Source organism: Streptomyces otsuchiensis, from assembly GCF_004305975.1.
Classification (GTDB): domain Bacteria; phylum Actinomycetota; class Actinomycetes; order Streptomycetales; family Streptomycetaceae; genus Streptomyces; species Streptomyces otsuchiensis.
On sequence record NZ_BHZI01000107.1, the window covers coordinates 1 to 18,738 of the forward strand.

Annotated in this window: 17 protein-coding genes and 1 pseudogene; 11 read left to right on the plus strand and 7 right to left on the minus strand. The window is 74.3% G+C overall.

The genetic code is table 11. The features are described from left to right. Positions 1–119 precede the first annotated feature (119 nt). The gene (locus E0D90_RS12340) at positions 120–1,943 is read left to right on the plus strand and encodes an ABC transporter ATP-binding protein (RefSeq protein WP_130797988.1); all 1,824 of its coding nucleotides are present in this window, start codon (positions 120–122) and stop codon (positions 1,941–1,943) included. 51 nt (positions 1,944–1,994) lie between these two features. Here E0D90_RS12340 and E0D90_RS12345 read toward each other — a convergent pair whose 3' ends face one another. After that, entirely contained in the window at positions 1,995–3,326 is a 1,332-nt protein-coding gene (locus tag E0D90_RS12345; protein ID WP_130797990.1) for an NsdA family TPR-like regulatory protein, read from the minus strand. A 400-nt stretch (positions 3,327–3,726) separates the two neighbouring features. On the opposite strand from E0D90_RS12345, the gene E0D90_RS12350 reads away from it, so the two are divergent. The 4 genes from E0D90_RS12350 to E0D90_RS12365 all read left to right on the plus strand — a co-directional run bounded on the left by E0D90_RS12350 (position 3,727) and on the right by E0D90_RS12365 (position 8,963). Continuing rightward, the gene (locus tag E0D90_RS12350; protein WP_103529409.1) at positions 3,727–4,887 is read left to right on the plus strand and encodes a Zn-dependent alcohol dehydrogenase; all 1,161 of its coding nucleotides are present in this window, start codon (positions 3,727–3,729) and stop codon (positions 4,885–4,887) included. A gap of 146 nt (positions 4,888–5,033) precedes the next feature. Continuing rightward, entirely contained in the window at positions 5,034–5,693 is a 660-nt protein-coding gene (locus tag E0D90_RS12355) for a TetR/AcrR family transcriptional regulator (protein ID WP_130797992.1), read from the plus strand. A gap of 183 nt (positions 5,694–5,876) precedes the next feature. Continuing rightward, on the plus strand, positions 5,877–7,592 hold the full coding sequence (locus E0D90_RS12360) for an SPFH domain-containing protein (protein ID WP_103529407.1): 1,716 nt from the start codon (positions 5,877–5,879) through the stop codon (positions 7,590–7,592). After that, a complete protein-coding gene (locus tag E0D90_RS12365) occupies positions 7,593–8,963 on the plus strand; it encodes an SPFH domain-containing protein (protein WP_103502252.1) in 1,371 nt (456 codons plus the stop codon). A gap of 116 nt (positions 8,964–9,079) precedes the next feature. On the opposite strand, the gene E0D90_RS12370 is transcribed toward E0D90_RS12365, so the two are convergent. Then, complete coding sequence (locus E0D90_RS12370) at positions 9,080–9,544, minus strand: MaoC family dehydratase (RefSeq protein ID WP_103502251.1); 465 nt, start codon at positions 9,542–9,544, stop codon at positions 9,080–9,082. A 193-nt stretch (positions 9,545–9,737) separates the two neighbouring features. On the opposite strand from E0D90_RS12370, the gene E0D90_RS12375 reads away from it, so the two are divergent. The 3 genes from E0D90_RS12375 (at position 9,738) to E0D90_RS12385 (ending at position 12,251) form a co-directional block, all read left to right on the plus strand. Continuing rightward, positions 9,738–10,493 (plus strand): SDR family NAD(P)-dependent oxidoreductase, encoded by a 756-nt coding sequence (locus E0D90_RS12375; RefSeq protein WP_130797994.1) that lies wholly within the window; start codon positions 9,738–9,740, stop codon positions 10,491–10,493. A 7-nt stretch (positions 10,494–10,500) separates the two neighbouring features. Beyond that, a complete protein-coding gene (locus E0D90_RS12380) occupies positions 10,501–11,103 on the plus strand; it encodes a TetR/AcrR family transcriptional regulator (RefSeq protein WP_130797996.1) in 603 nt (200 codons plus the stop codon). 167 nt (positions 11,104–11,270) lie between these two features. Beyond that, entirely contained in the window at positions 11,271–12,251 is a 981-nt protein-coding gene (locus E0D90_RS12385) for an NADPH:quinone oxidoreductase family protein (protein ID WP_130797998.1), read from the plus strand. 135 nt (positions 12,252–12,386) lie between these two features. On the opposite strand, the gene E0D90_RS12390 is transcribed toward E0D90_RS12385, so the two are convergent. The 5 genes from E0D90_RS12390 to E0D90_RS12410 form a co-directional block, all read right to left on the minus strand. Further along, a complete protein-coding gene (locus E0D90_RS12390; RefSeq protein WP_130798000.1) occupies positions 12,387–13,604 on the minus strand; it encodes an acyl-CoA dehydrogenase family protein in 1,218 nt (405 codons plus the stop codon). Positions 13,605–13,606: 2 nt separating this feature from the next. Continuing rightward, positions 13,607–14,638 carry a phosphotransferase family protein gene (locus tag E0D90_RS12395; RefSeq protein WP_130798002.1) on the minus strand — a complete coding sequence of 344 codons (1,032 nt, stop codon included), beginning with the start codon at positions 14,636–14,638 and terminating at the stop codon, positions 13,607–13,609. Between the two features lie 243 nt (positions 14,639–14,881). Beyond that, positions 14,882–15,208: a DUF202 domain-containing protein gene (locus tag E0D90_RS12400; protein WP_130798004.1), complete on the minus strand. Its 327-nt coding sequence runs from the start codon at positions 15,206–15,208 to the stop codon at positions 14,882–14,884. A 13-nt stretch (positions 15,209–15,221) separates the two neighbouring features. Further along, positions 15,222–15,617, minus strand: a complete 396-nt coding sequence (locus E0D90_RS12405) for a YidH family protein (RefSeq protein ID WP_103500326.1) — start codon at positions 15,615–15,617, stop codon at positions 15,222–15,224. A gap of 24 nt (positions 15,618–15,641) precedes the next feature. Beyond that, positions 15,642–16,148 (minus strand): NUDIX domain-containing protein, encoded by a 507-nt coding sequence (locus tag E0D90_RS12410; protein WP_130798006.1) that lies wholly within the window; start codon positions 16,146–16,148, stop codon positions 15,642–15,644. Between the two features lie 173 nt (positions 16,149–16,321). On the opposite strand from E0D90_RS12410, the gene E0D90_RS12415 reads away from it, so the two are divergent. From E0D90_RS12415 to E0D90_RS12425, 3 genes and pseudogenes are all read left to right on the plus strand, one after another. Continuing rightward, positions 16,322–17,071 (plus strand): ATP-binding cassette domain-containing protein, encoded by a 750-nt coding sequence (locus tag E0D90_RS12415; RefSeq protein WP_130798008.1) that lies wholly within the window; start codon positions 16,322–16,324, stop codon positions 17,069–17,071. Continuing rightward, positions 17,068–18,393 carry a DUF7224 domain-containing protein gene (locus E0D90_RS12420; RefSeq protein ID WP_130798010.1) on the plus strand — a complete coding sequence of 442 codons (1,326 nt, stop codon included), beginning with the start codon at positions 17,068–17,070 and terminating at the stop codon, positions 18,391–18,393. Before E0D90_RS12415 ends, E0D90_RS12420 begins: the two co-directional genes overlap by 4 nt. After that, a pseudogene (locus tag E0D90_RS12425) lies at positions 18,390–18,738 on the plus strand (hypothetical protein); the annotation flags it as partial. The gene E0D90_RS12420 and the pseudogene E0D90_RS12425, both read left to right, overlap by 4 nt.

Sequence of the window (18,738 nt, forward strand, 5' to 3'; positions counted from 1 at the left end):
AACTCGCCGCATAACCCAGCAACCCCGAACCACCCCAAACCCGACACGGGCGCCTTGACGAAAGACATAGAGGCACCTCCCCCGGACGCCTCGGGGTGGGGCGACCTAGTATTCGCGCCATGACGACGCCGGTTGACGCTGGAAACGCGCCGGGCGACACCACCGCCACGGCCCCGACCGAGACCGCACCATCAGCACCGCCCCCGGAGACCCCGCCACCCTGGCAGGTGCTGCTGGGGTACATCCGCCCCCACCGGCGGCTGCTCGCCCTCGGTGCCCTCCTCTCGCTGACCACCGGCGCGGCCGGGCTCGCCCTCCCGCTCGTGGCCCGCCAGCTCATCGACGACCTCTCCGCCGACCGGGGCGTCGCCGGACTCCTCGCACTGATGACCCTGCTGGTCCTCGTCAACGCCTGCCTCGGCGCGCTCGGCGGGTACGTGCTCCAGCGGGCCGCCGAGTCGGTGGTGCTCCAGGCGCGCCGCTCCCTCACCTCCCACCTGTTGCGCCTGCGTATATCCGCCGTCGACCGCAGCGAACCCGGCGACCTGATCTCCCGTGCCACCGCCGATCCCACCCTGCTCAGCGCGATGACCACCGAAGCCCTGATCGGGATGGGCACCGGCGGGCTGCTGCTCGTCGCCACCCTGGTGATGATGGCCGTGCTGGACGTGGTGCTGCTCGCGGTCACCCTCGGCGTGATCGGCCTGACGTCCCTGGTCATCGCCGTGGTCTCGCCCCGGATCAGAGCGGCCACCAAGCAGGCGCAGGAGTCGGTCGGCCTGATCGGGGCGACGCTGGAGCGGTCGCTGGGCGCGTTGCGCACCGTGAAGGCGGCCGGAGCCGAACCGCGCGAGGAGCGGGCGGTCCACGCGGCGACCGACGAGTCCTGGCGCCAGCGGGTGCGCGCCGCGCTCTGGCAGGCGATCGCCTCCAACGCGGCCGGCCTCTCCACCCAGGTCGCCTTCCTCACCGTGCTCGGCGTCGGCGGGGCCCGGGTGGCGGGTGGGCAGATCGACATCGGCACCCTGGTCGCCTTCCTGCTCTACGTCTTCTACCTGATGCTCCCGGTCTCCCAGTTCGTCCGGGCCATCGCCCAGTACAACGTCGGCTCCGCCGCGGTCAGCCGCATCCAGGAGGCCCACGCGCTGCCCGCCGAACCCGTGGAGGCCGCGGCGGCGCCGCTCCCCGCCCCGGCCGGCGAGCCCGCCTCCGTCACCTTCCGTGAGGTGCGGTTCCGCTACGGCCCCGAGCTGCCCGAGATCCACCACGGCGTCAGCTTCACCGTCCCGCCCCGGGGGATGACGGCCTTCGTCGGCCCCTCGGGCGCGGGCAAGTCGACCCTCTTCTCCCTGATCGAGCGCTTCTACGACCCGACGGACGGCGAGATCCTGGTCGACGGCCGCGAGATCCGCTCCTGGGACCTGCACGGGCTGCGGGCCGCCATCGGCTACGTGGAGCAGGACGCCCCGGTGCTCTCCGGCAGCCTCCGTGACAACCTCCTGCTCGGCGCGCCCGACGTCACCGGGGAGCGGCTCCACGAGGCGCTGCGCACCGCGCGGCTGGACGGGCTGGTCGACCGGCTGCCGGAGGGCCTGGACACCCCGGTGGGCCACCGCGGGACCAGGCTGTCGGGAGGCGAGCGCCAGCGGGTCGCCATCGCGCGGGCGCTGCTGCGCAACCCGCGGCTGCTGCTGCTCGACGAGGCGACCTCCCAGCTCGACGCCGTCAACGAGGCCGCCCTGCGCGACACCGTCGCCGAGGTGGCGCGCGAGACCACCGTCCTGGTCGTCGCCCACCGCCTGTCGACCGTGGTGCTCGCCGACCGGATCATCGTGGTCGACGCGGGGCGCGTACGGGCGGTCGGGACCCACGCCGAACTGGTCCGCGAGGACCGGCTCTACGCCGAACTGGCCGCCACCCAGTTCCTGTCGGGCCAGGACTGACCGCCGCCCGCGGACCGCGCGGCGCGGGGGCGGCCGGTCTCGAACACGCGCTCAGGACGGGACGGGGCGTTCCTCGCGGCGCGGCGCCGAGCGGGCCAGCAGTTCGGCGGCGCCCCGGCGGTTGCGGAACGGCCGCAGCGCCGAGCGCATGTCGCGCAGCGCCCGCTCCGCGTCGCCGGAACGCAGCCGTTCCTGCCCCGCGAGGAACGACCTCCAGGCCACGCACGCCTCCTCCAGATGACCGGTGCGCAGCAGAAGCTGACCGAATCGCGCCTGCGTGAGGGTGCGCCCGCGCACATCACTCGCGGGACGCTCGGTGGCGGAGCGGCGCAGCGCGGCCAGGGCACCCGGAAGGTCGTCCATCGCCTCCAGCGCCACGGAGGTCTGGAACGCGAGGGCGGCGCTGGGGTAGGAGTCGAACGGTGACCCGCCCCGGGGTGAACGTGCCGCCGCCCGTTCGGCCGCGGACAGCGCCCCGAAAGCGGCGCGGCGGTCCCCGCTGCGCGCCAGCACCACGGCCAACTGGGAGCGGACATAGGCCTGCTGAGCGGGCGGCACCCCGTGAGCGGCGCGCCCCGCCGCCTCCGCCAGGTGCAGCGCCGACGGCAGGTGACCCAGCCGGTCCGCCTGCGCGCTCATCGCCCGCACCGCCAGACACCAGGAGACCCTGTCGCCCGACTCCACGGCCAGCCGGTAGGCGAAGGAGTAGTACCGCTGCGCCAGCCCGTGCAGCCTGCCGTCCTCGTACATCCGGGCCAGCAGGAACGCCAGCCGGGAGGCGGCGGTGAGGATCTCGGCGCGCGCCCGCTCCGGGCGGGGGGCGGTCAGCATGGGGGTCACGTCGTCGGCGAGGTAACAGGCGAGGGCGCTGCGGGCGTGCAGCCCTCCGTGGGAGTCGATCGAGCCGGCGAAGAACGCCGCCGCGTCCCGCAGCGCGGTGGTCTGCTCGGCGTGTGTGCCGGACGGCCGGGCCGGGGCGGGGACGGTCACCGGAAACTCGGCGACCACCGACTCCGCGACCCGGTAGGGCCGCTGCCGCAGCGGCCCCCGGCGGTCGCTGTCGGCGTCGTCCCGGCACAGGTCGGCGAAGCCGGTCACCGGGTCGAGGGCGGGAGGCTCCTGGGACACCGCCGTGAACCCCGCCGCCTGGGGCGTCACCGGGCGTCCGGTCCGCCGCGACAGGGCCTCGGCGGCGAGCTGCGGCGCCGGGTTCCTGGGCTGCGTGCCCGACAGCCAGTGGGCCACGGCGGTGCGGTCGTAGCGCAACGGGCAACCGATCTCCGCGCCCAGCGCGTTGACGGCGCGGGCCAGCGCCTCCTGGGTCCAGTCGGCCTCGCGGAGCAGCGCGCGCAGCCGGTCGTTGGGGTGGCGCCGAGTCGTCATGGCTCTTTGATCCCACAGCACTTCGGGCGGACGGCAGCGGCGCACGGTGGCACGCTCCGCACGGGCCTGCCCCGTGATCACACCTTTGGGTAGCTTTCCGGGCGATCCGCCGCTCTGGGGTGGTATCCGTACTCGAATGGGCGGACGGTAAGCGCATGAACGATCCCAGTCTGTACGCATCCCTGTTCCCCCGCACCGCGGCGCCGGACGCCGCTCCGCCCGGCGGTGAGCCCCGGGGCACCGTCCGTGGCGGACCCGCCGGGGCGGCCGGCGGCGCCGCCGCTGCCCTGCCCGTGACACGCTCCCTCGCGCCCGCCGGGGCGCGGGAGGGTTCCCGTCCCCGTCATCGTGGCGCTCCCGGCCTGCTGACACCGGAGGGAGGTGTCGCTAGGTTGACGGCATGGAGCCTCACCCGCCCGCCGTGCACCCTGCCGCCGCTCGCGCCACCGAGCCGGTCCGAGCGGCGGTCCTCACCGCCGTCGGAGAACCGCCCCGGCTGACCCGCGTCCATCTGCCGCCACCCGGACCCGGTCAGGTCCGGGTGCGGCTGGCCGCCGCCGGTGTCTGCCACTCCGACCTCTCCCTGGCCAACGGCACACTCGCCCAGCCGGTGCCGGCCGTCCTCGGTCACGAGGGCGCCGGCACCGTGGTCGCGGTCGGCGAGGGCGTCACCGCCGTCGCGCCGGGACAGCGGGTCGTCCTCAACTGGGCGCCGTCCTGCGGGCGGTGCCGTTTCTGCGACGTGCTGGACGAGCCGTGGCTCTGCGAGGCCGCCAACGCCGGCACCACCGTCGCTTACGCCACCGACGAGGACGGCCGCGACCTCTACCCGGGGCTGACGGTCGCCGCCTTCGCGGAGGAGACCGTGGTTCCCGAGCGCTGCGTGCTGCCGCTGCCGGACGGGCTGCCGCTCACCGAGGCGGCGCTGCTGGGCTGCGCCGTGCTCACCGGATACGGCGCGATCCACCACAGCGCCCGGGTCCGTCCCGGCGAGACGGTCCTGGTCGTCGGGATCGGGGGAGTGGGCATGTCGGTGCTCCAGGCGGCCCGGATCGCGGGAGCCGGGCGGATCATCGCGGTCGACGTCTCGACGGACAAGGAACCACTGGCCCGCGCCTGCGGAGCCACCGACTTCCTGCTCGCCTCCGACCGCACCGCACGCGAGGTGCGGCAACTGACCGGAGGAGGCGTGGACGTGGCCGTCGAGTGCGCCGGTCGTGCCGAGACCATCCGTGCGGCGTGGAGCGCCACGCGGCGCGGCGGGCGGGCGACCGTGGTGGGGATCGGTGGCAAGGACCAGCAGGTCGCGTTCTCGGCGCTGGAGCTCTTCCTGACCGCCCGCTCCCTCACGGGCTGCGTCTACGGTGACAGCGTCCCGGAGCGGGACCTGCCGGTGCTGGCCGAGCATGTGCGGGCCGGCCGGCTGGATCTCTCCGCGCTGGTCACCGACCGGATCACCCTGGACCAGGTCCCCGAGGCGTTCGCCGCGATGTCGCGGGGGCGCGGCGGCCGGGCGCTCGTCGTCTTCGACCAGCGGCCGCAGGCGGTGCCGGGCGGCTGAGCGGCCGGCCGGCTGAGGGCGGCCGGGGCGGTCCGCGCGTGCTGAGCCGGGCGCCGTGCTAAGCGATCGCTCACCCCTCGGTGTACGCTCTGCCGCACCGGTTCCCGGCCGGGAACCGGTGACCACCGCACCGCCCCGGAGGCACCATGCCAGCGCACGTGGACGGCGAGCAGCCCCCGTCACCCGAGCCCGACAGCTCCCGTGACGGCCTCGTGGCGTCGGCCGGACACGAGACCGCCGGCCGGCTGCTGCTCGCCGCCGTCGCGGCCTTCGCCGAACGGGGCTTCCACGCCACCACCACCCGCGACATCGCCGCCCGGGCCGGGATGAGCCCGGCCGCCCTCTACATCCACTACCGCACCAAGGAGGAGCTGCTCCACCAGATCAGCGCCTACGGCCACCGGCGCGCGGTGCGCATCCTCGGCGACGCCTCCGCGGCGGGCGGCACGGCGGCCCAGCGACTGGCCCGCTCCGTCACCGCCTTCGTCCGCTGGCACGCCGAACACCACACCCGCGCCCGCGTGGTGCAGTACGAGCTGACCGCGCTGGAGCCCGGCCACTACGCGGAGATCCAGGCGCTGCGCCGCCGCTCCGGCGAGATCCTGCGCACCGTCCTGGAGGACGGCGTGGCCGCCGGTGAGTTCACCGTGCCCGACCTGCGCGGCACGACCCGGGCGGTGCTCTCGCTGTGCATCGACATCGCCCGCTGGTACGACCCCGCGGGCCCCGACTCCCCGGAGGCGCTGGGCGAGCTGTACGCCCAGCTGGCGCTGCGGATGGTCGGCGCCCGCCACAGCACCGGGTGACCGGCCGCTGCCCGTCCGTCGACCCGGAGCCCGCCGCGGGCGTCGCGGTGCCGCCGCAGCCGGCCGCTCCGGTCACGTGCCGGTGACGATTTGCCGGAACCGTACCGATGAGTGGCGCGTCGCAATCCCCGGTTGGTCTGATGGCCGGACCACAGCAATTCCGAACTGAGGGGGAGGTTGCCTGTGTCCCTGACACAGAACGTCCGACAGGCGGCACGGTCCGTCGCGCAGGGGGGAGACCCTCGCGAGGCGGTCACCGGCCTGCTGCGGGACCAGGGCGGTGAGACCGGGGCCCGGGCCGAGGACGCCGCGGCCGCCGTCGCCAACCCGGACGACTTCCTGGCCGCCCGCGAGCAGGGCGGCTCGGTGGGCACCCGGATCGAGCAGCAGACCGCGTCGCTGAACAACGCCGGCGAGGTGCTCAACCGCACCGAGCTGAAGCGGGGCCGGGGCGGGCCCGTCCACGTCATCTGCCCCATGGTGATCCCGCGCGGCCGCACCTTCGTCACGATGCTGCCCGCGCTGGTGCTGATCGCCGCGGGAGTCGTCGCGTGGCTGGTCCTCTCAGCGGTCTCCGACGACGGTCCCGTGCTCAACCCGTTCTTCGGCGTCCACTACTGGGTGATGACGCTGCTGGCCACGGTCTTCATGTGGTGGCGGCAGGGCATGGTCATGGTCCCGGACGGCTGCCAGGCGCTGATCACGCGGTTCGGCAAGCTGGAGCAGGTCGTCGGCCCCGGCCGGATCACCCTGTTCAACCCGTGGAAGCGGGTGTCGTACATCGTCAACACCACGCGCGAGTACCCGTTCAACGCCCCGATCCGTGAGGCACCGACCAAGAGCGGCGTGCAGGCGTCGATCGACCTCTTCGTGCAGTTCCGCATCAACGACCCGGTGGAGTTCATCTACACCCTCGGCGCGGTCCGCGGCTTCGAGGAGAAGCTGAACAACGCGATCAGCGAGACCACCCGGAGCCTCATCTACGACCAGGAGGCCTCCGCGATCTACGACATGGTCGGCGAGAACACCAACCGGCTGCTGGACCAGCTGAACCAGCAGTTCAGACCCGCCGTCGAGCTGACCAACGCCAACATCACCCACGCCGAGCCGTCCAGCAAGGAATACCGGATGGACCTCGCCGCGCCGGAGATGGTGCGGGTGGCGAAGGCGGCCTACACCCACGAGTACGAGCTCCAGCTCCGCAAGGAGAACAACGAGGGCGACCTCACCAAGGAACTCGCCACGCTCAACGAGACGCTCTCCGCGATCCAGGCCGACATCGCCCAGTACCAGGCGCAGATGGACACCGCACTGGAACGCGAGACCAACCGGGCCCGCGCCGTCGCCCGCCAGCGGTTCGTCGAGGCCGAGTCCGAGGCGCACGCCAACGCCGCGCTGCTGGACGCCCAGGCGCTGGACATCCGCGCGGTCTCCGCCGCCGAGGCGCCCGAGATCCTCAACTACCGCTACCAGCAGCAGGTCCTGGACCGCCTGGAGAAGGTCGCCGACCGCCTCCCGCAGGTCCTGAAGATCGGCTCCGGCGACGCCGCGACCGTCGACTTCCTGCGCATCGCGCGCGGCATCATCGGCGAGGCCGGCGAGGAGCTGTTCTCCGACGAGGACATGTCCGTCATCCGCGGCCGCCTCACGGAGATCTCCGCGCGCATCGTCGAGCGCGAGGAGGAGATCAGCGCGCTGCGCAGCGCCGAGCAGGCCACCACCGTGGCCGCCGTCGAGCCCGAGTCGGACGAACTCCCCGGCGCCGAGGCGGTGGAGGAGATCCGCGCCTCGGTGCAGGGCGGCGACGACACGCCGCTCCCGGACGGAACGGACGGGGAACCGCCGGCCACGCCCGGCCCGGAGTCCGGTGCCGAACACATCACGCGGGAGGGCGAGTAAATGAGCCAGTCGACAGGGGCCGACCGCCGTGGCTCGGTGATCCAGGAGAACGTGGCCGGCTGGGGCGACATCGCCCGGCTGCTGCGTGGCGGCGACAACGGCGCGCTGGTACCGGTGGTGATGCCGCGCAACAGCCGGCGCAACACGTGGACGGTGCTGCTGTGGTTCGGGCTGCTCGCCCTGCTGGCGGGCGTCATGATGACCGTCAGCGGCTCGCAGTCGGACAACGTGGTCGGTGAGACCGCCTGGAGCGCGCTGGCCGTCCCCACCTACGCCCTCGGGGCCATCACCCTGCTCCTCGGCGCGCTGTGGTGGTGGCGCTCCTCGATCGTGGAGATCGAGCAGGGCACCACCGGCGTGCTGACCAAGTACGGCGCCGTCGTCGGAGAGCTCGACCCGGGCCGCCACTACCTGTGGCACCCCTGGTCGCGGGTGGAGTTCGTGGTGGACACCTCCACCGAGATCCCGTACTCGGCGCCGGTCGTGGCCTGCCCGACGCGGGAGAACGTGCCGCTCACCTCGATCGAGTTCTTCCTGAAGTTCCGGATCACCGACGCGGTGCTGTTCGTCCGCACCATCGGCGCCAGCAACTTCGACCTGGTGCTCTCCAACTCGGTGCAGGACGCCATCCGGCAGCGCAGCCGGCAGATCTCCACCGAGCGCGCCTACGACCTGCGCGGTTCGGATGTCGCCGACATGCAGGAGCTGCTCAACCGGCAGCTCGCCCGGTACGGAGTGCGGCTCACGGGATGCAACATCCCCGATGTGCAGCTTCCCGTGCAGTACCGCCAGCACCTGGCGACCCGGGAGCGGGTGGCCAAGGAGAAGGTGGCCTACGAGCAGGAGTGGGAGCTGACCCGCAAGCGCCGCATCGACAACCTGCTGATGGACATCGAGCGGTCGAAGAAGACCCGCGACGCCAAGATCGTCGAGGTCAACGCGGCGCTCAACCAGGCGCGCAAGGACGTCGCGCAGATGCTGGAGGAGCAGGAGACCGAGGCTCAGCGCGTCCGGTTCGAGATCGAGACCCGCGGCCGTGCCGGGCTCACCGCGGCGGAGAACGAGGCCAAGGCGCAGCGGCGGCTGGCCACCTCCTACCGGGACAACCGGGCGGTGCTCCAGTACGAGCTGGCGCAGCGCCGGCTGGACGTCGGTGCCGCGCTGGCGCAGGGCGCGCCGCGGCCGTTCGTCGTCGACACCGAGGGAAGCTCCGGCGACACCTCCGCGCTCACGACGCTGCTCACCGCGCAGCTGCTGCCCCGGCTGGGCGCGGGCGGCGGTCAGAGCGCGGACGCGGTGCGGGCGCTCTCCGGCCGCGCCTCCCGGGCACGTCAGCAGGGCGGCGAACTCCTCGGCGAGGACGAGGAGTAGCGGCCACCACGGGTGGGCGCCGGCTGCTGGCGCCCACCCGTGGAAGACGGCCCCGGCCGCCGGACCTCGCGGTCCGGGCCGGGGCCGTCTGTGTGCGAGGCCGCCGCCGGCGGTTGTCACCAGTGGTAGCGGGTGACCGTCTCCGCCGCGCAGACCGGTTTGGTGCCGCCCTCACGCTCGATGGTGACGGCCGCCGTCACCTGGGTGCCGCCACCGGAGACGTCGTCCACGCCGGTGAGCCGGACCGTGGCCCGCACCCGGGAGCCGACCGGGACCGGTGCGGGGAAACGCACTTTCTGCGTCCCGTAGTTGACCGCCATCGCCACCCCCTCCACCCGCAGCACCTGCGGGGTGAGGACCGGGATGAGCGCGAGCGTCAGATAGCCGTGGGCGATGGTGGTGCCGAACGGGCCGTCGGCCGCGCGCACGGGATCGGTGTGGATCCACTGGTGGTCACCGGTCGCCTCCGCGAAGAGGTCGACGCGCCGCTGGTCGACCTCCAGCCAGTCGCTGTGGCCGAGTTCCTCCCCGAGCGCGGCCCGCAGGCCGTCCGCCGAGGTGAGGACGCGGGGATCTGCCATGGTCGGTTCCTCCCGGGGTGGGCGCCGGTGAACGGCCGCGCGGGTGCGGCCGGCGGGCCGTACACGCCCGCCGCTGAGCGCCCGCTCAGCATCACGGTGCGCCCGTCCGCTGTCAACGGGGGCACAGGGGATTCCCGCAGACCCTACCGACTGGTTAGTATGCGGACCCGACCGCCGACCGGAAGGCCGCGTGATGGACTCCGAACAGGCACAGAACGTCGTCGTGACCGGGGCGGGCGGCGGGATCGGCGCCGCTCTCGCCCGCGCCTTCGCCGCCCGGGGCGACCGCGTGGTGGTCAACGACCTCGACCCCGAACGCGCCCGGCGCGTCGCCGAGGAGATCGGCGGCCTCACCGTCGCGGGCGACGCCTCCGACGTGGTGCCCGCCGCCCTTGAGGCGCTCGGCGGCACCGTCGACGTCTTCTGCGCCAACGCCGGCATCGCCCCGACCGGCGGACCCGAGGCCGGCGAGGAGGCGTGGGAGGCGGCCTGGGACGTCAACGTCATGTCCCATGTCCGGGCCGCCCGCGCCCTGTTGCCCGACTGGCTGGAACGCGGCGAGGGGCGCTTCGTCGCCACCGTCTCCGCCGCGGGCCTGCTCTCCGCCCTCGGCTCCGCCCCGTACAGCGTCTCCAAGCACGCCGCGCTGGCCTTCGCCGAATGGCTCTCGCTCACCTACCGCCACCGGGGCGTCGCCGTCCACGCGGTCTGCCCGCAGGGCGTGCGCACCGACATGCTGCGCGCCACCGGCCGCACCGGCGAACTGGTGCTGGTGCCGACGGCGATCGAACCGGAGGACGTCGCCGACGCGGTGCTGGCCGGGATCGCCGAGGACCGCTTCCTGATACTGCCCCACCCCGAGGTCGCCGGCTACGCGGTGGCCCGCGCCACCGACCCCGACCGCTGGCTCGGCTCCATGAACCGCATGCAGCGCAAGCTGGAGGAGTGAGGCCACCGTGCCCAACAGAACCGGCAAGGCACCCGGCGGCCGGGGTGCCGTCGAGACCCGCCTGCTCTCCGCCGCGACCCGGCTGTTCGCCGAGCACGGCTTCGAACGGACCAGCGTCCAGGAGATCGTGGACGCCGCCGGCGTCACCAAGGGCGCGCTCTACCACTACTTCGGCTCCAAGGACGACCTGCTGCACGAGGTCTACGCCCGGGTGCTGCGCATCCAGCAGGAGAGGCTCGACGCCTTCGCCGACGCCGACGCACCCGTCGCGCGCCGACTGCGCGACGCCGCCGCCGACGTGGTCGTCACCACCATCGACCACTTCGACGACACCACCATCTTCTTCCGCTCCCTGCACCAGCTCGGCGAGGAGCAGCGCCGTGAGGTGCGCGCCGCGCGCCGCCGCTACCACGAGCGGTTCCGCGCCCTGATCGAGGAGGGCCAGGCCACCGGGGAGTTCAGCGACGCCGTCCCGGCCGACCTGGTGGTCGACTACCACTTCGGGTCGGTCCACCACCTGGGCAGCTGGTACCGGCCGGACGGCCGGCTCACCCCGCGGGAGATCGCCGACCACCTCGCCGACCTGCTGCTGCGCGCGCTGCGGCCCTGACCCCCGGGCAGTCCGCCCGGGTCGGTCGCGTCCGTTCCCAACGCCCCGTCCGCCGGAGTCTGTTCCGCGCCGTCCGCACCGCGCCGTCCGCACCGCACCGTCCGCACCGCACCGTCCGCACCGCACCGTCCGCCCCGCACCGTCCGACGAGCACCGGAGGCCCCTTCGTGAAGGCATGGCAGGTCCACCACAACGGCGAGCCGAGCGACGTGATGCGGCTGGAAGACATCGCCGAACCCGAGCCGGGGCCGGGTGAGTTGCTGCTCACCGTCCGGGCGGCCGGCGTCAACTTCCCCGACGCGCTGCTGTGCCGCGGGCAGTACCAGGTCCGACCGCCCCTGCCCTTCACCCCCGGCGTCGAACTCTGCGGCGAGGTGGTGGCGGCCGGTGACGGCGCCGAGGTCGCCCCCGGCGAACGGGTCCTCGCCCAGCCGAAACCACCGCACGGCGCCTTCGCCGAACGGGTCGTCGTCCCGGCGACCGAGGTGCTGCCCGCCCCGCCGAGTCTGGACGACGCCGAGGCCGCCGCGCTGCACATCGGCTACCAGACCGGCTGGTTCGGCCTGCACCGCCGTGCCCGCCTCCAGCCCGGCGAGACGCTGCTGGTGCACGCCGCCGCGGGAGGGGTCGGCAGTGCGGCGGTCCAGCTGGGCAAGGCGGCCGGAGCCACCGTCGTCGGCGTCGCCGGCGGACCGGAGAAGGCCGCGACCGCCCGGACCCTCGGCTGCGACCTGGTCATCGACCGGCGCGCGGAGGACGTGGTGGCCGCCGTCAAGGAGTTCACCGGAGGGCGCGGCGCCGATGTCGTGTACGACCCGGTGGGCGGCGACGCCTACACCCAGTCCACCAAGTGCGTCGCCTTCGAGGGCCGCATCGTCGTGGTCGGCTTCGCCGGCGGCACCGTCCCCACCCCCGCCCTCAGCCACGCGCTGGTCAAGAACTACTCCATCCTCGGCCTGCACTGGGGGCTCTACAACCGCCACGACCCGGTCGCCGTCCGCGCCTGCCACCAGTCGCTCACCGCGCTGGCGGCCGAAGGCGCCATCCGCCCGCTGGTCGGGGAACGGCTGCCGCTCGCCGAGGCCGCCGACGCCGTGCAGCGCCTGGCTGACGGCACCACCACCGGACGGCTGGTGATCCTGCCCTGACCGGCCCCTCAGGGCTCTCCGGACTGCCCGGACGCCTGCGGCCGCCCGGACCCTGCGAGCCGTCCGGCCCGGGCCGCACCGCCCGGATGCCGCACCGCCCCGGCCGCACCACCCGGGCCGGGGCGCCGCAGCCGACTACCCGGCGTGCCGCCGGAGTTCGCGGCGGGCGAGGGAGCGCTGGTGGACCTCGTCGGGGCCGTCCGCCAGCCGGAGGGTCCGGGCGGCGGCGTACAGCTCCGCCAGCGGCACGTCCTGGCTGACGCCCGCGGCGCCGTGCAACTGGATGGCGCGGTCCAGCACCCCCACCACGGCACGCGGCACGGCGATCTTGATCGCCTGGATCTCGGTGTGCGCCCCCCGGTTGCCCACCGTGTCCATCAGCCAGGCCGTCTTGAGCACCAGCAGCCGCAACTGCTCGACCTGCACCCGGGCGTCGGCGATCCACTCCCGGACCTGCCCCTGGTCGGCCAGTGGCCGGCCGAACGCCGTCCGCTCCAGGGCGCGGCGGCACATCAGCGCGATCGCCCGCTCGGCCATGCCGATCAGCCGCATGCAGTGGTGGATACGGCCCGGCCCCAACCGGGCCTGGGCGATGGCGAAACCGCCGCCCTCCTCGCCGATCAGGTTGGCCGCCGGGACCCGGACGTCGGTGAACCGGATCTCGGCGTGCCCGCCGTGCCACGCGTCGTCGTAGCCGAAGACCCGCATCCCCCGGCGGATCTCGACGCCGGGGGTGTCGCGCGGCACCAGCACCATCGACTGACGGCGGCGCACGTCCGCGCCGTCGGGGTCGGTCCTGCCCATGACGATCAGGACGGCGCAGTCCGGGTTCATCGCCCCGGAGATGTACCACTTGTGACCGTTGACCACCCAGTGGTCGCCGTCGCGTTCGATGGAGGTGGTGATGTTGGTGGCGTCCGAGGAGGCGACATCCGGTTCGGTCATCGCGAACGCCGAGCGGATCTCGCCCTCCAGCAGCGGCTCCAGCCATCGCCGCCGCTGCTCGGCGCTGCCGAACTCCGCCAGCAGCTCCATGTTCCCGGTGTCGGGGGCCCCGCAGTTCAGTGCCGCCGGGGCCAACTGCGGGCTGTGGCCGGTGATCTCGGCCAGCGGCGCGTACTGGAGGTTGGTCAGCCCGGCGCCGTGCCGCTCGTCCGGGAGGAAGAGGTTCCACAGACCGCGCCGCCGCGCCTCGGCCCGCAGCTCCGCCACCACCGGCGCCGGCCGCCACTCACCGGCCGCGTCGGCGAGCTGCCGGGCCGCCGTCGCCTCGGCGGGAAGAACCCGCTCCTCCATGAACTCCCATAGCCGCGCCCGCAGTTCCTCGGTGCGCCGGTCGAAGGCGAAGTCCATGGTCAGCCCTTCCGCAGAGTGGTGAGCCCGGCCTCGACGAAGCCGGGAACGAGATCGCCGATCCGGTCGAACCCGGGACCGACGGTCTGCCCGATGGTGTACCGGTAGTGGATGCCCTCGATGATCACGGCCAGCTTGAAATGGGCGAACGCCGTGTACCAGGCGATCCGCGAGACGTCCCGGCCCGAGCGTGCGGCGTAGCGCTCCACCAGCTCCGCCGGGTCCGGGCGGCCCGGCGCCGCGCCGGTGGCCGGCACCCCGCCGCTCTCCAGCGGCCGGAGCCCGCTGTACATCACCAGCAGACCCAGGTCGGTCAGCGGGTCGCCCAGTGTCGACATCTCCCAGTCGAGGACGGCCGCGATCCGCTCGCCGTCGACCAGGACGTTGTCCAGGCGGTAGTCGCCGTGGACGACGGTCGCCGCACCCGAGGCCGGCACATCGGACGCCAGCGCCGCCGCCAGCTCGTCGATACCGGGCAGATCACGGCTGCGGGAGGCGTCCAGCTGCTTCCCCCAGCGCCGCAGCTGGCGGGCCAGGAAGCCCTCCGGGCGGCCGAAGTCCTCCAGCCCGGCCGTCTCCGGAGCCACCGCGTGCAGCGTGACGAGCGTGTCCAGCAGACCCAGCACCACGCGGCGGGTACGCTCCGGGCCGATCGCCGTCAGCTCGGCGGCCGTCCGGTACGGCACACCGGTGACGTGTTCCATCACGTAGAACGGCGCGCCCAGCACGTCGGGGTCGGAGCACAGCGCGAGGGTGGCGGGCACCGGCACACCGGTCGGTGCGAGCGCCGAGATCACCCGGTGTTCACGCGCCATGTCGTGGGCGGTGGAGAGCACATGACCGAGCGGCGGGCGGCGGACCACCCAGGTGCCGGCGCCGTCGGTGACCCGGTAGGTGAGGTTCGAACGCCCGCCCTCGATCAACTCCGCCCGCAGCGGGCCCTCGACCAGGCCGGGGCGCTCGCGGTGCAGGTACGCGGCCAGCCGCGCGGTGTCCAGACCCGGCGGACCGGGTTCCGGGGACGGCTCGGTCATCGGCCCTCTCCTTCTGCGTCCCACCGCGCGCGGCGCGGTGGCGCTGGTGCGGTGGGACGGCCCGGGGGCCGCGCCCGAGGTGGTGGTGACGGGCGTACCGTGGGCGCCCCGGGCGGACGCGACCGGCCCGGGCGCTGAACGTGCAGGCATGCTACCGACCGGTCGGTATGGGGTCCAGGGTGCACGCGGCGCCGGGTTACATCGGCGGGCCCTCGCCGGCGCCACGGCCCACAGCGGGAGCCCTCAGCCGAGCAGCACCAGCAGCAGCCCGCCCGCCGCCGTCGCCAACACGGCGCCCGCCGCGACCAGTACGCGGCCACCGGCCACCGCCGCAGGCTGCCGGGCCCGAAGGAGGCGCAGCCTGCCCCTCGCCGCGAGCAGGAAGACCACCCACGCCGCGGTGCAGAGCGCGGCGGCCGTCAGTGACACGGCGGTGGCGCCGCCGGAGACGGTGGGCGCGCGCCACGCGAACAGGGCGACCGCGGCGAAGGCGAGCGCCGTCCGGCGCCAGGCGAGGTCGGTGCGCTCGGGCTGGGCCGCCGGATCCCGGGGCGGAACCGTCCCCGTCACCGGCAGGCGCCCGTCACCGGAACGCGCCCGTCGCCACCACCGCCACGGCGATCAGCAGCGCGGCGAGGGCCGTTCCCACCGCCAGCACCGCCGGGAACCTGCTCTCCGGCAGATCCTGCCGCCGCCGCATCGCCAGCTCGCAGCGCACCCAGTGGTTGACGGCCCGGACCGCGCACAGCCCCCCGCCCGCCAGCAGCACCACCGCGATGGCGGTACGCACCGGCCAGTCCAGCCCGGTGGCGAACTGGTCGACCGCGATGCCCCCGGCGACCAGGGCGAGCCCGGTCCGCACCCAGGCGAGGAAGGTCCGTTCGTTGGCCAGGGAGAAGCGGTAGTCCGGGGTCTCGCCCTCGTCGCGCACCCGGCCCGGCGAGAACCACAGCCCCACCGCGCGCAGCAGTCCGATCACGCGGGCGACCCTACCCGGACCCGGTCAGCCCGTCCGGGAGGCGGACAGCCGCCGGTACGCCGCGAGCCCGTCCGGTGTCCAGCGCCGCCGCGGCAGCCACTCCTCCAGCTCGGCCGCGGTGAGGAACGTGTGCCAGTCGATTTCCTGAGACCGCGGCCGCACCGGCAGCGTGCAGCGCACCCGGTAGACGGCCGTCCACCACGACCGGTCGGCCTCCTCGTAGAGGAAACGCAGCACCGGCTCCGGGCGCGGCAGCCCGCGCACGCCCAACTCCTCCTCGGCCTCCCGCAACGCGGCGTCGTCGTAGCTCTCGCCGCTGCCGACCACACCGCCGACGAACATGTCGTAGTGGGAAGGAAAGATGAGCTTTCGGGCGGTCCGCCGGTGGACGAAGATCCGGTCGTGTCCGTCCGTCACCAGCACCGCCGTGCAGCGGTGGCGCAAGCCGTCGCGGTAGACGGCTCCGCGCCGCGCGCGGCCGGTCACCCGGTCCGACTCGTCCACGACATCGAGCAGTTCGTCCTCGTCCATGCTCCCATCCAACCAGGGCCCCGCACCGCCCCACGGTCCGCCGGACCGTCCGCGGTTCGCGGTCGCCCAGGGGCCGGCGCGGTACCAGGGGCCTCCGCCCGCGCGTACGCTCGGCACGCGTTCACCACTGACCGCACAGGTCCACGACCCGTCTTCTGTGAGGCTATGCGGCTGTGTCCGTCGAGTTCGATTCCTGCACCTACCGGTACCGGAGAGGCCCCGTCGTCCTCGACGGGTTCAGCTTCCGCTTCCCCCCAGGCCGGACGGTTCTGCTCGGGCCCAACGGCGCGGGCAAGACCACACTCCTGACGCTCGGTTCGTCCTCGCTCAAGCCGCGTTCGGGAGTGGTCACCTTCGCGGGCCTTCGCACGGGACGGCGGTCCGAACTGCGCGACTACCGACGGCAGGTGGGCTGGCTGCCGCAGCAGGTGACGCCGGTCGCGGGGATGTCGTGCCGGGAGCAGGTCGCCTACGCGGGGTGGCTCAAGGGGATGCCGCGTGCGGCGGCGTGGGCGGCGGCCGTACCGGCGCTGGACCGGGTGGGTCTGGCCAAGAAGGCGGACCAGCAGACGGGTTCGCTCTCCGGGGGCCAGCTGCGCCGGGTCGGGGTGGCCCAGACGCTGGTGCACTCCTCCCGGCTGGTCCTGATGGACGAGCCGACCGCCGGGCTCGACCCAGCGCAGCGCACCACGTTCCGCCGGGTCGTCGAGCAGCTGGCGGAGGTGGCGGATGTGATCGTCTCCACCCACCAGACCGAGGACCTGTGGGAGGTGTACGACCACGTCGTCGTACTGGCCGACGGGCGGGTCCATTTCACCGGCACGGTGGCCGAGTTCCACGCCGTCGCGCCGGTGGACGCCGCACCCGGCCGTGTGGCGGAGGCCGCCTACGCGGCCGTGCTCGGGGGCGGCGAGGACTGGTGATCTTCCGTCTGCGGCTGCGCGCCAACGCCGCGGTGGCGGCGACCGTCCCGCTTCTCGGGCTCGTCCTGCTGTACGTCCTGGCCGAGGAGGCCGGGGGTGGGCCGGACGGCTACTGGACCGCCGCCACCGCCAAGGCCGCTTCGGCGCTGATGTTCATCGCCCCGGTGGTCGCCGCCTGCGCCGCCTGGGAGGCGGGACGGTTGCGGCGCGCGGGCGTCGGCGGTGGTGCCCCGGTCCGGGGCGGGGTGCGGATCGCCGCCGCGTCGCTGATGCCGGTGCTGCTGCTCGGTCTGCTCGCGCTGGCCGTCGCACTCGCCGGCGTCCGGGCGCAGATGGGCGCCGCGCCCGGCTGGCCCGATCCGCCGATCCTGGGCGCGGCCGTGGCGACGCTGGGCGGCTACCTGCTCGTCGGGTACGCGCTCGGGCTGTGGCTGCTTCCTGCCGCCTCCCTGCCGGTGGCCCTGGTCGGCGGCTACCTGTGGCAGGTGTACCCGCCCGCGCTGGAGCCGCTGTGGCTGCGGCACCTCACCCAGCCCGCGCGCGGCTGCTGCGTGAGCGTGGACACCGTGGCCGCGGGCGGTGTGGCCGGCCCCGTCCTCACGGCGGTCGCGCTGGCGGCCGTCGCCCTCGCGGCGACGACGGTGTCCCGGCACGCGCCCCGGCGGGGGGCACCGGCCCCGGCGGGGCTCGCCCTCGTCGTCGTCCCGGCGCTGCTCGTGGCGACGGCGGCCGGTGCCGGGGCCGTGCGGGCCGTCTCGGACCTCGGCCCGGACGCCGTGGTGGCGCGACCGCCCGCGGAACTGGTGTGCACCGACGCGGCCGCCGTCCGGGTGTGCGTGTGGCCGGAGCACGAGGCGCGACTGGAGGAGACGGCCCAGGTGGTGAGAGAGGCGGTCACGGGGCTGACACCGGTGGGGGTGAAGCCACCGGACCTGGTGACCGAACACCTCGGACCCTCCGGGGAGCCCGCGTCGGACACCCGGTGGACGGTCACCGTGCGCGGTTCGGCGGGCTTCACCACGGACGACATCCGCGCGGGCCTCGCGGCGGACCTCGCCATGTCCCTGCTGGACCGTCACGAGTCGCCGCGCGCGGGGGACTGCCCGGCCGACGAGGTGAAGGCCGCCGATGAGGGCTTCGAGGCGGCCGATCAGCTGCTCGCCTGGCTCGCCGTCCGGGCCGGGATGGACCCGGGCCAGGCGCACGCGCGGTTCGACCCTCAGCTGTGGACTGCTGTCGGCCCCGTCCTGGACGGCGACGACGCCGCACAGGCCGCGTGGTACCGGAGCGCGCTCGACCGCGCGGGGTGCGCGCCCTGGTGATCTGGTGGCTCCGAACCCGGCGGCTGCCGGTGCTCGCCCTCGCCCTCGGCGGCTACTGGCTGCTCGTGCTGCCGTTCGGCCACGCGGCCCTGCCCGTACCGCAGTTGGGCGGTGCGACATCGGCCGACGTCCCACTGCTGCTCTTCGCCCCACTGCTGCCGGTCGTCGCACTGATCGTCTGCTGCGGCGGGGCGACCGCGTCCGAGACGGCGGCGGTGCGACGCGTCGGCGCCTTCGACGCCCTGCTGGCGGTCGCGCTACCGGCGGCGACGGCGGTCGCGGTGGCCGCGGTGGCCGGGGCGGCCGGGGTGGCCGGCGGGTGGTTCGACGGGGGCGATCCGGCAC